At 65.9% G+C, this 15382-nt stretch carries 12 protein-coding genes and 1 riboswitch; of the genes, 5 read left to right on the top strand and 7 right to left on the bottom strand.

Going from position 1 to position 15382, the window contains the following annotated elements; genetic code table 11:
- Window positions 1–348 precede the first annotated feature (348 nt).
- A complete protein-coding gene (locus F759_RS0102990) occupies window positions 349–621 on the bottom strand; it encodes a DUF1488 family protein (protein WP_006047020.1) in 273 nt (90 codons plus the stop codon).
- A 213-nt stretch (window positions 622–834) separates the two neighbouring features.
- Here F759_RS0102990 and F759_RS0102985 point away from each other — a divergent pair, with 213 nt between their 5' ends.
- Window positions 835–2328 (top strand): MDR family MFS transporter, encoded by a 1494-nt coding sequence (locus F759_RS0102985; protein ID WP_027798533.1) that lies wholly within the window; start codon window positions 835–837, stop codon window positions 2326–2328.
- Window positions 2329–2434: 106 nt separating this feature from the next.
- Here the strand turns inward: F759_RS0102985 and cobM are convergent, their stop codons facing one another.
- Genes cobM through F759_RS37200 form a run of 4 tightly spaced genes read right to left on the bottom strand, consistent with a single transcriptional unit; the run spans window position 2435 to window position 6251 of the window.
- Window positions 2435–3160 carry a precorrin-4 C(11)-methyltransferase gene (gene cobM, locus F759_RS0102980; RefSeq protein ID WP_027798532.1) on the bottom strand — a complete coding sequence of 242 codons (726 nt, stop codon included), beginning with the start codon at window positions 3158–3160 and terminating at the stop codon, window positions 2435–2437.
- Between the two features lie 28 nt (window positions 3161–3188).
- Complete coding sequence (locus F759_RS0102975; RefSeq protein ID WP_027798531.1) at window positions 3189–3911, bottom strand: cobalt-precorrin-6A reductase; 723 nt, start codon at window positions 3909–3911, stop codon at window positions 3189–3191.
- A complete protein-coding gene (locus F759_RS0102970; RefSeq protein ID WP_027798530.1) occupies window positions 3908–4996 on the bottom strand; it encodes a cobalt-precorrin-5B (C(1))-methyltransferase in 1089 nt (362 codons plus the stop codon). Before F759_RS0102970 ends, F759_RS0102975 begins: the two co-directional genes overlap by 4 nt.
- A gap of 4 nt (window positions 4997–5000) precedes the next feature.
- On the bottom strand, window positions 5001–6251 hold the full coding sequence (locus F759_RS37200) for a bifunctional cobalt-precorrin-7 (C(5))-methyltransferase/cobalt-precorrin-6B (C(15))-methyltransferase (RefSeq protein ID WP_036023384.1): 1251 nt from the start codon (window positions 6249–6251) through the stop codon (window positions 5001–5003).
- Window positions 6252–6334: 83 nt separating this feature from the next.
- Window positions 6335–6521: riboswitch (cobalamin riboswitch) on the top strand.
- 37 nt (window positions 6522–6558) lie between these two features.
- Between F759_RS37200 and cobG the strand changes: the two genes are divergently transcribed.
- The 4 genes from cobG to cobJ are packed head-to-tail and all read left to right on the top strand — an operon-like array spanning window position 6559 to window position 11280.
- Window positions 6559–8157, top strand: coding sequence for a precorrin-3B synthase (gene cobG / locus F759_RS0102960; protein ID WP_084534185.1), 1599 nt, complete (start codon window positions 6559–6561; stop codon window positions 8155–8157).
- A gap of 5 nt (window positions 8158–8162) precedes the next feature.
- On the top strand, window positions 8163–8789 hold the full coding sequence (locus F759_RS0102955; RefSeq protein ID WP_027798528.1) for a precorrin-8X methylmutase: 627 nt from the start codon (window positions 8163–8165) through the stop codon (window positions 8787–8789).
- The gene (locus F759_RS0102950; RefSeq protein ID WP_027798527.1) at window positions 8789–9529 is read left to right on the top strand and encodes a precorrin-2 C(20)-methyltransferase; all 741 of its coding nucleotides are present in this window, start codon (window positions 8789–8791) and stop codon (window positions 9527–9529) included. The genes F759_RS0102955 and F759_RS0102950 overlap by 1 nt, the downstream gene beginning before the upstream one ends.
- Entirely contained in the window at window positions 9526–11280 is a 1755-nt protein-coding gene (cobJ, locus tag F759_RS0102945; RefSeq protein WP_027798526.1) for a precorrin-3B C(17)-methyltransferase, read from the top strand. Before F759_RS0102950 ends, cobJ begins: the two co-directional genes overlap by 4 nt.
- A gap of 14 nt (window positions 11281–11294) precedes the next feature.
- Here the strand turns inward: cobJ and F759_RS0102940 are convergent, their stop codons facing one another.
- Together F759_RS0102940 and F759_RS0102935 are read right to left on the bottom strand one after the other, a co-directional pair.
- Entirely contained in the window at window positions 11295–13919 is a 2625-nt protein-coding gene (locus tag F759_RS0102940; RefSeq protein ID WP_027798525.1) for an AAA family ATPase, read from the bottom strand.
- The gene (locus F759_RS0102935; protein WP_027798524.1) at window positions 13916–15058 is read right to left on the bottom strand and encodes a metallophosphoesterase family protein; all 1143 of its coding nucleotides are present in this window, start codon (window positions 15056–15058) and stop codon (window positions 13916–13918) included. The genes F759_RS0102940 and F759_RS0102935 overlap by 4 nt, the downstream gene beginning before the upstream one ends.
- Between the last annotated feature and the right edge of the window lie 324 nt (window positions 15059–15382).

Raw genomic sequence — 15382 nt, 5'->3', positions numbered from 1 at the left:
CGCAGTTCGCGCGAACTATACCGCGTTGCGGTCGCTTCGGCAGGCGCGGCAATGCGATGTGTATTGCGGCTGCGCAATCGACCGCGCAGCGGTGAACCAGCCGAAGCCATCGCGCTGCAATTGCGCTGCCATCGCGCGGTAGCTGCATGGCAAATTACTTGGCATTCGCGCAGGCATTCGAGCCGCACTGGCACCGCATTGCTGCTTACAAACCGACAACGGACCGGCAACGAGGCCAGCAACGGCTCGCGGCCTAAGCGCCGCCGAGCCATGGAAGACCGATCGGCGAGAATGACCGTCGAGCCCCGCGCATCCTTAACCCGTCGACGGCAATTGCAACAGCAATTGCTACGGGCCCGTCTTGTCGAAGTCGCGCGTCTCGAGTTCCACCGACTGCCCGCCATTCTTTTCGAGCACCCGCTTGGTGGCGTTTTCAATTTGCGCTCGATTGGCCTCGAAGGTACCCACGAGATCGTGAGCCGACGGCCCGCCGTTGCCGAAATGGTCGTTTAGCGCGTCGAGCGATACGCTGCACCAGACGTCTTTTCCATCGACATTGGCTTCGAAGGCGACGCGTGCCGCTGCCACCACTTCACGGCGTCCGGTGAATTCGATCCTCATAATGACCCTCCATGTGTCGAAGAACCTCGTAAGTCGCAAGCGCTGTGCCAAACCGTGGACTGCGCCAACGGCGCCGCTCGCGTGCGGAGATTGGGTGCAAGGTGCATACTCGGGGGTCGGCCGCTCCCGAACGGCCGTGCTCATGCGTTGCGGCGTGCAGTTCGCGCGCCACGCAGCCGGGCGCACCCACTATTCTGATACCAACTTCGTCCCATGTCCCGCAATCCGCAATCGTCGCGTCCTTTAGTCATTGCCGCCGTGATGGCTTCTATGGCGATGGTGGCCATCGAGGCGACCATCGTTTCGACCGCCATGCCGCAGATCGTCGCGCAGCTCGGCGATCTTCATCTGTATAGCTGGGTCTTTTCGTCGTTCCTGCTCACTCAAACGGCAATGACCGTCGTATTCGGCAAACTGGCCGACCTCTACGGCCGCAAGCCGGTCATGCTGGCGGGCATCGCCATCTTCCTGATTGGCTCCGTGCTCGCCGGCTTCGCATGGTCGATGCCGGCCATGATCGCCTTCCGCCTGATTCAAGGCATCGGCGCGGGCGCGATCCAGCCGGTCACGCTGACCATCGTCGCGGACCTCTACCCTGCGCGCGAACGCGGCAAGGTGCAAGGTTATCTTGCGAGCGTCTGGGCGATTTCAGCGGTCGTGGGACCGATGGTCGGCGGCTTCATCATCCACAACTTGTCGTGGGCGTGGATCTTCTGGATGAACGTGCCGATCGGCCTCGCATCCGCAGCAGGGTTCATTGCGTTTCTGCGCGAATCGGAGCGGCACGCGCGCCCTTCCATCGACTTCGCGGGCGCGGCGCTCTTCATGGCGGCGATAGCCGCGCTGATGACCGCGCTGACCTGCGCCGGCGACAACGACCTCGCGCACGCATCGATGGCCGGCGGCGCATTCGTCGTGTGCCTGCTGCTGTTCGTGCTTCAGGAACGCCGCGCGAAAGAACCGATGATCTCGTTCGCACTGTGGAGCCGCCGCCCGATTGCCGCGTGCAACGGCGCGACCTTGCTATCCGGCATGATCCTGATGGGCTCGACCACCTTCCTGCCGATGTACGTGCAAGGCGTGCTCAATCGCTCGCCGGTGATAGCGGGCCTCGCGCTCACCATGATGATGGTCGGCTGGCCGGCCGGCGCGACGCTCGCAGCCAAGGCATTTCATCGCATCGGCTTGCGGCGCATGCTGATCTGCGGCAGCACGTTCGTTCCGCTCGGCGCGGTGCTGCTGCTGTTTCTCGCGCCTGGCGGCTCGCCGCTCGTAGCCGGATTCGGTTCGCTCATCATGGGCTTCGGCATGGGCACCTCGAGCGTCAGCTGTCTCATCCTGATCCAGGAAATCGTGAAGATGGACGAACGCGGCAGTGCCACGGCGTCGAACCTGTTCTCGCGCAACCTGGGCAGCACGCTGGGCGCCACGCTGTTCGGCGCGGTGCTCAACTTCGGGCTGAGCCATTCGCAAGGCGCGGCTGTCGTCACGTCCGATCAACTGAAAAGCCTGCTGCAAAATCAGGCGGCGAGCGCGGGCAGTGGCGAAGCGATCCGCATGGTGCTGCATCAATCGCTGCACCTCACGTTCTTGTCCATCTTCGCGATTGCGATCTTCGTGGTGTTGCTGCTGACTCTCGTGCCGGCGATCAACATCGGCGCGGACAAAAAGATGCCGCTGGAAGCGCTCGCGCCGCTGGAGGATTAAGCCGCTGCCAGTAGCGGCCTCGGCGGTTTGCCGTTGCATAAGCGCGCATGCGCCGTCTACGGAACGGGCGACGCGCGCGAGTGCGAGGAACACACCGTCTGACGGATCAGCCCTTTGCGTACAGCGTCGAATTCGCGAAGCCCTCGGCAGCGAGCACCTGACCGACCAGAATCAACGCAGTGCGCTCGATCTGCGTCGACTGCACCTTGCCGAGAATATCGTCGAGCGTGCCGGTGATCTTTTCCTCATCGGGCCAACTCGCGCGATAGATCACCGCGATCGGACACGCGCTGCCGTAATGCGGCCTCAGTTCTTCGATGATGCGCGCGAGGTGGCGCACGCCGAGATGAATCGCCATCGTCGCGCGATGTCGCGCGAGATCGGCAAGCTGTTCGCCTTCGGGCATCGTCGTCCTGGTCGCGTAGCGCGTGAGAATCAACGTCTGCGAAATGCCGGGCAAGGTGAGTTCGCAGCCAAGTGCCGCCGCGCAGGCAGCCGTTGCAGTCACCCCCGGCACGATCTCGTACGGAATCGCAAGCTCGCGCAACCTGCGAATCTGCTCGCCGATTGCGCCGTACAGCGACGGGTCGCCCGAGTGCACGCGCGCCACGTCCTGACCTTTATCGTGTGCGCTTTTCAGTAATGCCACGATCTGCTCGAGGTCGAGTTCGGCCGTGTTGACCACCTGGACCGCCGAATGCCCGTCAAGCACAGCAGCCGGTACCAAAGAACCCGCATACAGAATCACGGGACAACTGCGCATGAGACGCTGTCCCTTCACCGTGATCAGTTCCGGATCGCCGGGACCGGCGCCGATAAAAAACACCGTCATTCAACACTCCATGATTCAAGCGGGCGACTCAATGTGACAGATGCAGCGTTTCTAGCAATTCCGCTACGCTTTCGAATTCACGATCCGCTGCGGGCAATGAAGGCCGACGCAGCATCACGACAGGCAAGCGGCGCTCGCGTGCGACTTCGAGCTTAGCTTCAGTCGCGCTGCCGCCGCTATTTTTGCTGACTACGACGTCGAAGCCTTGCAGCGCGAACAGCGCACGTTCGCCTTCCAGCATGAACGGTCCGCGCGCCACGAGTATGCGCGAACGTTCAGTGTCCTCGTGCGAGTCGAGACAGCGCACGAACCAGAATTGATGCGCGGGAATCTCGTCGAGATGTGCGAGCGGTTCGCGTCCGAGCGTGAAGAGCGGCCGCCTGAATGGCGCAAGCGCCATTGTCAGCTCATCCCAGTCCCCAACCATGCGCCAGTCGTCGCCGGCTTGCGGCTGCCACGCCGGCCGGCGCAGCGCCCAGCACGGCACGCACGCGCAACGAGCCGCCTCAACCGCGTTCGCGCTGATCTGCGCCGCGTATGGATGCGTCGCATCAATGACGAGGCCGATCCCTTCGTCTGCGATGTAGCGCGCCATGCCTTCGCTGCCGCCAAAGCCGCCGACGCGCACGGTGCACGGCAAATCGTCGGGCACCTTGCCGAGTCCCGCGAGACTGTACACGTCGCCGGATGCAAGCTGCCGTGCGATCCGCAACGCGTCGCCGGTGCCGCCGAGCAGCAGGACTCGCGTCATCGCGCCACTCCGATCAGCGTGCCCTGGCGGTCGATCGCGAACATCTCGACGCCGACTTGCGGCGGCACGATTTCGCGGGCCACAGCGAGCGCGTGAGCACAGACGATGTCGCCGAGCGGCACGTGCTGCGCATGCGCCAACGCGACCGCTTGCTGGCTCGTATTGGCCGCGCGAATCGCCGCTTGCAACGCGTCGTTGCCGCCCTGTTCCGCGGCCCATTCGGCGAGCCGTTCCAGATCGATGCTCGAATTTCGGCTATGCAGATCGAGGTGGCCCGCCGCGAGTTTGCTCAGCTTGCCGAAGCCGCCGCAAATGCTCAGGCGTTCGACCGGCGCGCGCTTCACATGCTTGAGCACCGCGCCGACGAAGTCGCCCATTTCGATCAGCGCGATGTCGGGCAAGCCATAGTGCGAGCGCATCGCGTCTTCGCTCGCGTTGCCTGTGCACGCGGCGAGATGCATGTAGCCGTTTGCGCGCGCGACGTCGATGCCCTGATGAATCGACGCGATATACGCCGAGCACGAAAACGGCCGCACGATCCCGGTCGTGCCGAGTATCGACAGGCCGCCGACAATCCCGAGCCGCGGGTTCATCGTCTTGAGCGCAAGCGCTTCGCCATCTTCGACGCCGACCGTCACTTCGAAGCCGCCGTCATAGGCATGCTCGGCCGCCAGTTCGGCGAGATGCTCCGTCATCATTTTGCGCGGCACCGGGTTGATCGCCGGCTCGCCCACCGCGAGCGTCAGGCCCGCGCGCGTCACTGTACCTACGCCCGGTCCCGCGCGGAACACAACGCCCGCTTGCGTAAGCAATCGCACGCGTGCGAACACAACGGCGCCGTGCGTGACGTCGGGATCGTCGCCGGCATCCTTGATCGTGCCGGCTTCGGCGCCGTCATCGGTCAGACGGCAGAACACGAGCGGCATCGGCACATGCTGGCCTTTCGGCAACACGATCTCGGCCACCTCGCTGACGATACCCGCGAGCAGCAGACGCGCCGCCGCCAGCGACGTCGCGGTCGCGCAACTGCCGGTCGTGTAGCCGCTGCGCAGCGGCGCGGGTTGTTCGGGCGTTTCGTCGCGCATGACGTTATACGGATGATCGAGCGTCGGGTTGACCTGCAACGCCATTGCCGGCGGAACGCTTCACCGCATCGAGCAGCGTAATGGGCAGCGCCTGACGCCATGTATCGAAACCGCCGAGCGGTTGAGCGTCCGCAAGCGCGATCCGTGTGAGCGTGCCGCCATGTTTGTCGCGCCATGCGGCGAGCGCGGCCTCGCCTTGCAACGTGACCGCGTTCGCGATCAGCCGGCCGCCGTCGCGCAGATTCGCCCAGCACGCTTCGAGCACGCCTGGCACCGTCACGCCGCCGCCGATAAACACCGCGTGCGGCGCGGCCAGCCCTTCGAGCGCTTGCGGCGCGCGTCCCGCGACGAGCTGAAGGCCCGGCACGCCCAACGCATCGCGATTGTGCTCGATGAAGCGCTGACGCTCCGCGTGCCCTTCGATCGCAATTGCGCGGCAAGTCGGATGCGCGCGCATCCATTCGATGCCGATCGAGCCACTGCCCGCGCCCACGTCCCACAGCAATTCGCCGGGCGTCGGCGCGAGTCGCGCGAGGGTGATCGCTCGCACGTCGCGTTTGGTGAGCTGGCCGTCGTGGCGAAATGCGTCGTCGGGCAAGCCGCAGGTGAGCGGCAGACGCGGCGCGCCGTCGGTGGCGCGGCATTCGAGCGCGACCAGGTTTAGCGCGGCCCCATCGCCCGCGGACCATTGATCCGCGCGGCCGTCGATGCGCCGCTCCGCATCGCCGCCAAGATGTTCGAGCACGATCATGCGCGTGGCGCCGAAACCGCGCGCGTTCAGCAGATCGGCAAGCGCCGCGGGCGTGCGTGCGTCCGCGCTCAGTACGAACACGCGTGCGCCGTCGTGCAGATAAGCGTTCAGCGTAGGCAGCGGCCGCCCAACCAGCGACACGGTGGCCACATCCTGCAACGGCCAGCCAAGCCGCGCGGCCGCGAGCGATAGCGACGACGGCGCGGGCAACACGCGCAGTTCGTCGGCCGGCAACTGGCGCGCGAGTGTCGAGCCGACGCCGAACAGCATCGGATCGCCGCTCGCGAGCACGCACACCGAACCGCCGCGCTCGGCCAGAAGCGGCGCGAGATCGAACGGACGCGGCCACGCGGCACGACGCGCGGCGAGCCGCGCGGGCAACATCGACAGATGACGTTCGCCGCCGTAAATCACCGACGCTTCGAGCAACGCACGCCGCGCGGGCCGTCCCAAGCCGGTGAAGCCGTCATCGCCTATGCCCACCACCGTCAGCCACGCCGACATGCACCCTTCCTCATTTTGTATCTCAAACAATGCGCTGTGCCACGCCGGTCAAAGCGTCCAGCCCCGTTGTGCTATCCGAAAAAAGGCATAATACAGCCGCCGGTGCCCTTCGGGGCCTAACAGGGAACACAGCGGAAACATTGCCGCTGGGCTGCCCCCGCAACTGTATGCAGCGAGTCCGCCTGCGCTTCGTGCCACTGGTTCGACCGGGAAGGCCGCAGCGGACGATGACCTGTGAGCCAGGAGACCTGCCGGCGAGACTGTTCGTGCCAGCCAACATCGGGCGGGGTGTACCGATGCCGCAGCAATGCCGCTTGATCGCTTGCTCGGGCCGTCGCGCGACGCTAACCCGGTGTCCGTCTTGAATCCAGCTTCGCCCTCCACTGTCTCGCCTGACGCGGCATCTGCGCCGCGGCCCTCGGCATGTCCCGGGCTGCTGCGGATCGTCACCGCGCGTGACGGCGGCCTCTGCCGGATCAAACTGCCGGGCGGCGAGTTGAGCGCGGCTCAGGCCGAGGCGATCGCAAACGCGAGCGCGCGGCATGCGACGGGCGTAATCGAGCTGACGAATCGCGCGAATCTGCAGGTGCGCGGCGTTCGCGCCGGACACGAAGCTGCGCTTATCGCCGCGCTGATCGATGCGGGGCTCGGACCGAGCGCTGCAATCGGTGCTGCGGCAATTGCCGGTGCAGCGCCGACCGATTCTGCCGGGGACAATCGCGACCGCGATCACAACGCGTACGCGTTGAAAGCATCCGCTGCTGACGACGTGCGCAACATCATGACCAGCCCGACTGCCGGGCGCGACCCGTCGGCACTGTTCGACACGAAGCCGCTGTGCGCGGCGCTTCTGACGCTGCTGCAAAGCGAAGCGCGTTTCACGGCACTGTCGCCGAAATTCGCGTTGTTGCTCGACGGCGGCGAGCGGCTCGCGAGAGTGGACCATCCGCATGACGTATGGCTCGCGGCAACGCAAGATGCTGCCGGTGAGGTGCGCTTTGTGTTGGGTCTTGCAGGCTGCCCCGGCGCGAGTGAAAGCTTGCGCACATGCATCGACGCAGACTCGCCATCGTCATCGTCAGGCAACGCGGCGCGGGCGTCCGAGAAACCGCATACGGATGCGTCAGGCGCGTTGGCCTCGGTACTGCCCTCGCAAGTCCCGGCGCTTATGCGCGCGCTACTGCATACGTTCCTCGATCTCGCCGCCGCCGATGCCACGCGTATGCGTCATCTACTCGCCACGCATTCGGCGGACGCGCTATTGCAGCACGCACAAACGTACGTGGATTTTCCGTTGACGCGCGACACAACGCCTGCCGACTGGCGTCGCAACACGCCCGCCGACGCCTCGCTGCGCCTCGGCGCACATGCGCAAAGCGTGGCGGATACGTGGCATGTCGGCGGCCAGCCGCCGCTTGGCCGCATCGACGCAGCCACGCTTCACGAGCTCGCTGCGCTCGCGCAACGACACAGCAACGGCACACTGTGCATGACGCCGTGGCAAAGCGTGCTGCTACCCGATATCCGAACGCCCGCAGTGCCCGCGGTGCTTGCCGTGCTAAATACGCTGGGCTTCGCTTGCGATCCCGCTGACGCAATAACGCGGTTGATCGCCTGCGCCGGTTCGAGTGGCTGCGCAAAGAGTCTCGCGGACACCAAGGCCGATGCACTAAATCTGGCGAAGCGCCTGCCCGCCGACGTCGACGTACATTTGAGCGGTTGCATGCGCTCATGCGCCGCCGCGCATTGCGCACCGTTCACGCTGCTCGCGGCGGCGCCCGGCATCTACGACCTTTATCGGCGCGACGAACCGCCTGGTTTCGGTCAATGCGTCGCGCACCGACTGACGATCGAACAGGCCGCCGATACACTCGCGCGCCTCGCCCGGACCGACACCAATGAGTGACACCCATGCTTGATTACATTCGCGACGGTCAGCAGATCTATCGGCAATCGTTCGCGACGATCCGCGCCGAGGCCGACCTCTCGCGCATTCCGTCCGACCTCGAAAAGCTCGCAGTGCGTGTGATCCACGCATGCGGAATGGTCGATGTGATCGACGATCTCGCGTTCTCCGCGAACGCCGGCACAGCAGGTCGCGCGGCGCTCGCACAAGGCGCGCCGATTCTCTGCGATGCCGGCATGGTCGCGCAAGGCATCACGCGCGCGCGGCTGCCCGCTAACAACGACGTGATCTGCACGCTCGCGCATGCGGACGTGCCCGCGCTCGCTCGCGAACTCGGCAATACGCGCTCGGCCGCCGCGCTCGAGTTGTGGCGTCCGCATCTGGCGGGCAGCGTCGTTGTGATCGGCAACGCGCCGACTGCCCTGTTTCATCTGCTCGATATGCTCGATGCCGGCGCGCCGAAGCCCGCGCTGATTCTCGGCTTTCCGGTCGGCTTTGTCGGCGCGGCCGAATCGAAAGCGATGCTCGCACAGGACAGCCGCGGCGTGCCGCATGTCGTCGTGCATGGCCGGCGCGGCGGTAGCGCGATGGCCGCCGCCGCCGTCAATGCGCTGGCAACGGAGATCGAATAATGACAGCGCAACCATGTGCAGGGCGTCTGTATGGACTCGGCGTCGGTCCCGGCGACCCGGAACTCATCACGCTAAAGGCACTGCGTCTGTTGAAGGCCGCGCCCGTGGTCGCCTACTTCGTTGCGAAGGGCAAGAAAGGCAACGCGTTCAGCATCGTCGAGGCGCATTTGCACGACGCGCAGCAGCACCTGCCGCTCGTGTATCCGGTCACGACCGAAGCGCTGGAGCCGCCGCTTTCATATGAAGCAATCATCGCCGACTTCTACGACACCGCGGCGGCAATAGTCGGCGCGCATCTCGATGCGGGGCGCGACGTCGCCGTGATCTGCGAGGGCGATCCGTTTTTCTATGGCTCGTATATGTACCTGCACGACCGGCTTGCGGCGCGCTACGAGAGCGAAGCGGTGCCCGGCGTCTGCTCGATGCTCGGCGGCGCGGCTGTGCTCGGTGCACCGCTCGTGTATCGCAACCAGAGCCTGTCGGTGCTCTCGGGCGTGCTGCCGGAAGACGAACTGCGCCGCCGTCTCGCGGATGCCGACGCCGCCGTCGTGATGAAACTCGGCCGCAACTTCGACAAGGTGCGGCGCGTGCTCGGCGAGCTCGGCCTCGCGCATCGCGCGCTGTACGTCGAGCGCGCGACGATGGGCAATCAGCGCATCGTGCCGCTCGCCGAAGTGGATCCGATGGCGTCGCCGTATTTTTCGCTGCTCGTCGTGCCGGGGGAAAAATGGCAAGGATGATGCCGCCCGCCATCGTCATTCTCGGCGCGGGCGCGTTGGATACCGCGCGGCGCATTCAGACGCTGTATGCGGATTCGCAGGTGCATGCGTTGCAAGGCCGTGTCGATGCCGATGTCGCGTATGGCGAACTCAGCGCGCATCTGCGCGATCTGTATGCGCGCGGCACGCCGATTGTCGCGTTGTGCGCGGCCGGCATCGTGATTCGCTGCGTCGCGCCGCTGCTGTCGAACAAGCGTGCGGAGCCGCCGCTGCTCGCCGTCGCCGAAGACGGCAGCGCGGTCGTGCCGTTGCTCGGCGGACTTGCCGGCGTCAACGTGATGGCGCGCGAGATTGCAGCCGCGCTGTGTGTATCGCCCGCGATCACTACGAGTGGCGAGTTGCGGTTCGGCACCTGTGTGCTCAATCCGCCAGATGGCTACGTGCTCGCCGATATCGGGCACGGCAAGCGTTTCGTGTCGGACTTGCTCGCCGGCGAAAGCACGCGCGTAGAAGGTGACGCGCCGTGGCTCGACGACGCACAACTGCCGCGCTCGTCGTCGGCGCGGCTTGCGATTCGCGTCACGCCGCGCGCTTGGGATGGACGCGAGGATGAGCTTGTGATTCATCCGCGCAGTGTTGTGGCCGCGGTGATGTTAGAGGCCGTGGGCTCACGTGCGCTTGGCGGGCTACGAGAAACATCGAGCCAAGCCAAAACCGCCGCCGCTCGAATCGCGGCTCGCGTGCGCGCTTCACTCGACGCCCACGGCCTCGCCCCTCTTTCTCTTGCGGCGTTGCTTGCATCGCCGGAACACATGACGGACCCGGCGCTCGCCGAAGCCGCAGCGGAGTTAAATGTGCCGCTGCGTTTAATCGAACCCGATGCAGGAAACGGCAACTCAGCGGCCAGCCTTCTACACGCCGCGCTGCGCATTCCCTACAAAACGCTGTACGACGATCGTGGCCAAGGCATCGCGCTCGCCCTATCGCCCCTGGCAATCGATCCCAACACGATAGGCCGCGCGCGCGGCCGGCTGACTGTGATCGGCCTCGGCCCCGGCAGCGCCGGGCTGATGGTGCCCGCGGCGCGCACCGCGCTCGACGAAGCCACGGACATCCTCGGCTACCAAACGTACGTGAAGATGGCCGGCCCATTGCGCGCCGGCCAGCGCGTGCACGGCACCGACAACCGCGAGGAAATGCAGCGCGCGCGCCACGCGTTCGAACTCGCGAGCGCGGGACGTTCGGTCGTGATGGTATCGTCCGGCGATCCCGGCGTATTCGCGATGGCCGCGGCCGTGCTCGAAGCGCTCGACGCCTCGGAGAACAGCGCGTGGGCCGCTGTCGAACTCAGCATCGTGCCGGGCGTATCGGCGGCGATGGCCACCGCCGCGCAAGCCGGCGCGCCGCTCGGCCACGACTTCTGCATGCTGTCGCTGTCGGACAATCTGAAGCCTTGGGGCATCATCGAAAAACGCTTGCGGCATGCCGCGCAAGCCGACCTCGTCATGGCGTTCTACAACCCGATTTCGCGCGCGCGTCCGTGGCAACTCGACAAGGCGCTCGACATCGTGCGTGAATATCGCGCCGTGCACACGCAGGTCGTGCTCGGCCGCGACATCGGCAGACCGGGCGCAACGCTGCGCACGATAACGCTTGGCGAACTGCATTCCGCGGATGTCGATATGCGCACGATGGTGATCGTGGGCTCGTCGACCACGCGCCGCTTTACAAAGGGCGCGCAGTGGGTCTACACGCCGCGCTGGTACGAGTAAGCGTCAACCGACGATCAAGCCGCGGCCTTCATATCGTCGATGGCGCGCTGCCTCACGCCCAGGTCGTCCCACAGTTCCGGATGACAGGTGAAGACCAGAATCTGGTGCCGCGTGGCCGCATCGATCAGCGCCCGCTTGATTGCGTCCCGCCGTGCGGCGTCGGTATGCACGGCTGCATCGTCGAGCATGAGCAACGTGGGCCGGCCTGACGCCTTCAGCAGATCCGCATACGCGAGCCGCGTCAGAATGCCCAGCTGTTCGCGCGTGCCGAAGCTCAACGCGTCGAGCGTATCGGCGCGGCCGTAGCGATCGAGCGTCGCGGGACTCAGATCGTCGCCGAGCGCGATGGTCGACTGCGGAAAGATCCGCTTCAGATAATGGCCAAGCCGTTCGGTCAACGGCGCGCGCAATTGCGCGACCGCCGCATCGCGTTCGGCGACGAGCACTTCGTCGAGCAGGCTCAACGCGCCGGCGCGCAAGCTCAGTTCGTCCTTGCGCCGCGTGGCCTGCTCCACTTTCGCGTCGAGCGCTGCAAGACGCTCGCCCAGCCCCGATGCGCCGACTGTCTCCAACTGACTGCGCAGATGCGCGATGCGCACCTGCCGCTCATGCTGCTCCTGACGCACGAGTTCCGCCGACGCGCGGTAGCGCTTCGCCTCGGCCGCCGGGTCGTCCAGACGCACGGCCTGAAGTTCGCGCTCGCGTGCTTCGCGCTGCTTCGTCAGCGCCTCGACCTGGACGCGCTGTTCGACGATCTTCGCCTGCCACTGCGCGCGATTGCGGCAGAACGCTGCGTCGCTCAATTGCGCTTCCTTGCGCTGCAATTGAAGCGCGAGCGATTCGGCCGTCGCAATGCCAGTGGAACGCTTCTCGGCTGCCTCGTTCAGCATCGTGCGGGCGCTCTCCAGCGCCGCGCGCGTGACCTCGGCGCTGCGCCGCGCTTCGTCGAGCGGCAGCGCGGCCGAAACGTCGGGCAAACTCGTCAAGCGCTCGTTGGCGGCCTGCAAGCGCGCGGCAGCGGAAGCCAGCGCGGCACGCAGCGCGTCGATGCCCTGCGGCGCGTACGCTTCGAGCACCTTCGCATAACTCTTCTGTTGCGCAACGAGCGCCTTCCACTGTTCATGCCTCGCTTCGGCTTCAGCGAGCGAAGCCACGCCGAGCGCTTGCAACAGTTGCGCATGCTGCGCTTCGAGCGCGGCGAGTTCGGACAATCGCGCGGGCAGATCCGACACGCCCGGGATCACGCGCAATTCGCCAAGCTCGCCAAGGCCGATGCGCTTTTCTTCGTCCAGACGCAATACGCCCGCGCCGCTGATCGGCGCATCGCCCACCGTAATCGTGCCGTTCAGCCGGTATTCGATGCGCGTCATCGCCGCTTCGGTGCGTGCGCGCAGCACGGTCAACGACGCATCGAACGAAGCCAGGCGCTTGAGCTTCGCGTCGTCGATTTCGACGGCGGCTGCGGCGCGCGCGGCTTCTACGAGCGCGTCGTTGGCTTCGCTCGCGGCGGCAATCGCCGCTTCGAGCCGTTCCAGTTCCGCGCGATAAAGGCCGATCTGGTGGCGCAAATCCCCTGCGCTCACCGCTGCATTCGCGAGTTCCAGCGCGCGGTTCGCATCGGTGAAAGCCTGTTCCAGTTGCGCGACGCGGCTTGCCGCTTGCGCATGTTCGGCCTCGACCGCCGCCACGTTCGCGCGTGCCGTGTCGAGTTGCTGACGCTCGCGCGCAACCGCCGTTTCGAGTTCCACCGCGGCCTGTTCGTGCTGCAACGGCAGCGCCAACTCGGCCTCGCCAACTTTCAACGCCTGCGCGAGCCCCTGAACGCTGCGTTCCAGTTCCACAGCCGCATCGGCGCGCTGTTGTGCCAGCACGGCCTTTTGCTCGTGAAGCTCCCACGGCCGCTTGCGTTCCGTTTCTTCGAACGCCTGCTGCTGCGCGGCAAGTCGCGCAATGTTTTCATCGAACTGTTCGCGTTGCCGGTGTAGATCATCGCGCTCCGCGATCAATGCGGCGAGTGCGGCTTCGGCTTGCGCGAGCGGCCCCGTGGATTTCTGCGTGCGCGCGGTCAGCAGTTGCCGAAGCTCGCGCTGCACGGCGGCGATCAACGCATCCTCTCCCGCCGATTCGCGGCTGCCCGACAGTTGCGACAACGCATCGCGCAGATACTGCGCCGCGTGGCCGGTCGAGTCGCGCATGTCTTGCGTGCCGCCCTGCTGTACCCACAGCAAACCGGGAACGCCCGCGTTTTCCGCCTTCAACGGCCCGCGCGCGGCGCGTGAAAAGCCGAGCAATGCTGCGAGCTTGTCTTCCGCTTCGTCTTCGCCGAATACAGTTTGGCCGATCTTCAACTCGCAGCGCTGACGCGTGACGAACTGCTTCGACAGGCGGCACGCGACGCCGTCGAGATCGAAGCTCACTTCCACCGACGGCTGCCCGCTCGCCTTGCCCCAAGGCAGCAGGTCCTTCAGATGCGAGGCCTTGTAGCGTTCGAGGAACACCGCGCGCACGGCCTCGGCAATCGTGCTCTTGCCGGCCTCGTTCGGTCCCACGAAGAGATTGAGACCGGGCTGCAGGTCGTCGATAAAAAGCCGCCCCGTGAACTGTTTGAATTCCTGTATCGCGATACTTTGAAGCTTCATGCGGACCTCGCCTCACGCGGCAATTCACGTTGAAAGCGCGCCAGCAGCAATAACGCCTCTGCGGCACGCTCGACCTGTTGCGGGTCGGACTGCGGGTCCTCCTGCATGCCGCGCAAACGCGCGACGACTTTCGCCAGATAGCCGCTCTGGGCGCCGAGTTCGGCGAGATCCTCGGCGGTCGGCAGCACTTGCAGGCCGCTCAGATCGACGCGCAATGCACGCACCCGCGCGCGGGTTTCCTCGACGGCGACATGAAGCGCTTCGGCGTCCGCCAGCGCCGCCGTGCCGCTCACCGAGACGCGCAGCACATCGCTGCTGCCTAACGTGGCGAGGCGCGTCTTCAGCGAGTCGACATCGGTCGGCACGGAAATCGTTTCGTCCCAGCGATGCCATTGATATTGGCCGGCCTTCACCGCCTGCACAACCGGCTGTGCGCCCGGCTCGCTCAGCGTGACGTCGAGCATGAAGCCGGGATCGTTCGCGCGAAAACGGTCCTGCTCGTGCGTGCCGGCATACCACGTGCGGTCGTCGACGCGAAAGTGACCGTGCCAGTCGCCGAGTGCCAGATAGTCGAGACGCGCGTTCGCAGCGCGCGCCGGCGAAATCGGGTTCGACGAGTCGATGCCTTCCTGCAGGATGCCGCTCACGCTGCCATGCGCAAGCCCGATGCGGTGATAGCCCGGCGGCGTCTCGACGGTGTCGAAGAAGGCGGTGGTGTCGTCGTAGGTAATGCGCTGTGTGAGCGGCGCGCACAGCACCGCGCAACGGCATGCGTCGAGCAACACGACGCCAGGTGCGAGCACCACGCGCACGTTCGGCGGCACGCAGTTCAGGCGCTGTGCGCGGGTCCACACGCTTTCGACGAGCGCCGCGTCGTGATTGCCCGGCAGCATGATCCACGGGCCCGTAAAGGCTTGCAGTGCGGCAAACAGGCGGCGGATCACCGTATCGGATACCGTCTGCAAGTCGAACACGTCGCCGGCCACCAGCACCGCGTCGACCTTGCGCGCGGCGGCTTCCCCGGCGATGCGGCGCACGGTGTCGAAGCGCGCCTGCGCGAGATGCGCTGCCTCGTCCGGCTCGAACTGGCCGAATTGCGTGCCGATCTGCCAGTCCGCGGTGTGCAGAAACCTGATCACTGTGCCTCCATTGCATTCGATTGCATTGCCGCGCGGCGCACGCTGCTCATGCGGCCGTTGCGGTTCAACCGTGGATGTTACCGCGCCGGCGCGGCAAAGAGAGCCTAATGCGACCGGCCTGGCACAATCGGCACCACTCGCCGGGCTGGCAGCATTCGGCAACATTCGGCAGCGGTGGCACGGCCGGCACGATCCGGTACGACACCCGCAATGGGCACCAAGCAGCAGTCGCGCGGCCCGCACGATTCGGCACCACGCCCGCGATGAAGACCATTCGGCAGCAGCGACACGGTCGCCACCATCCTGCACGGCCGGCACACGCGA

The organism is Paraburkholderia dilworthii (assembly GCF_000472525.1).
Classification (GTDB): Bacteria; Pseudomonadota; Gammaproteobacteria; order Burkholderiales; family Burkholderiaceae; genus Paraburkholderia; species Paraburkholderia dilworthii.
Note: the sequence above shows the minus strand (reverse complement) of the source record. Positions and strands in the feature narration are given on the sequence as shown.

Coding starts and splice junctions, on each gene's coding strand:
- F759_RS0102940 (WP_027798525.1), bottom strand. CDS start 13,919: ATGAAGCTTCAAAGTATCGCGATACAGGAATTCAAACAGTTCACGGGG.
- F759_RS0102985 (WP_027798533.1), top strand. CDS start 835: ATGTCCCGCAATCCGCAATCGTCGCGTCCTTTAGTCATTGCCGCCGTG.
- F759_RS37200 (WP_036023384.1), bottom strand. CDS start 6,251: ATGTCGGCGTGGCTGACGGTGGTGGGCATAGGCGATGACGGCTTCACC.
- F759_RS0102950 (WP_027798527.1), top strand. CDS start 8,789: ATGACAGCGCAACCATGTGCAGGGCGTCTGTATGGACTCGGCGTCGGT.
- cobG (WP_084534185.1), top strand. CDS start 6,559: ATGCCGCTTGATCGCTTGCTCGGGCCGTCGCGCGACGCTAACCCGGTG.
- F759_RS0102955 (WP_027798528.1), top strand. CDS start 8,163: ATGCTTGATTACATTCGCGACGGTCAGCAGATCTATCGGCAATCGTTC.
- cobM (WP_027798532.1), bottom strand. CDS start 3,160: ATGACGGTGTTTTTTATCGGCGCCGGTCCCGGCGATCCGGAACTGATC.
- F759_RS0102970 (WP_027798530.1), bottom strand. CDS start 4,996: ATGCGCGACGAAACGCCCGAACAACCCGCGCCGCTGCGCAGCGGCTAC.
- F759_RS0102990 (WP_006047020.1), bottom strand. CDS start 621: ATGAGGATCGAATTCACCGGACGCCGTGAAGTGGTGGCAGCGGCACGC.
- cobJ (WP_027798526.1), top strand. CDS start 9,526: ATGATGCCGCCCGCCATCGTCATTCTCGGCGCGGGCGCGTTGGATACC.
- F759_RS0102975 (WP_027798531.1), bottom strand. CDS start 3,911: ATGACGCGAGTCCTGCTGCTCGGCGGCACCGGCGACGCGTTGCGGATC.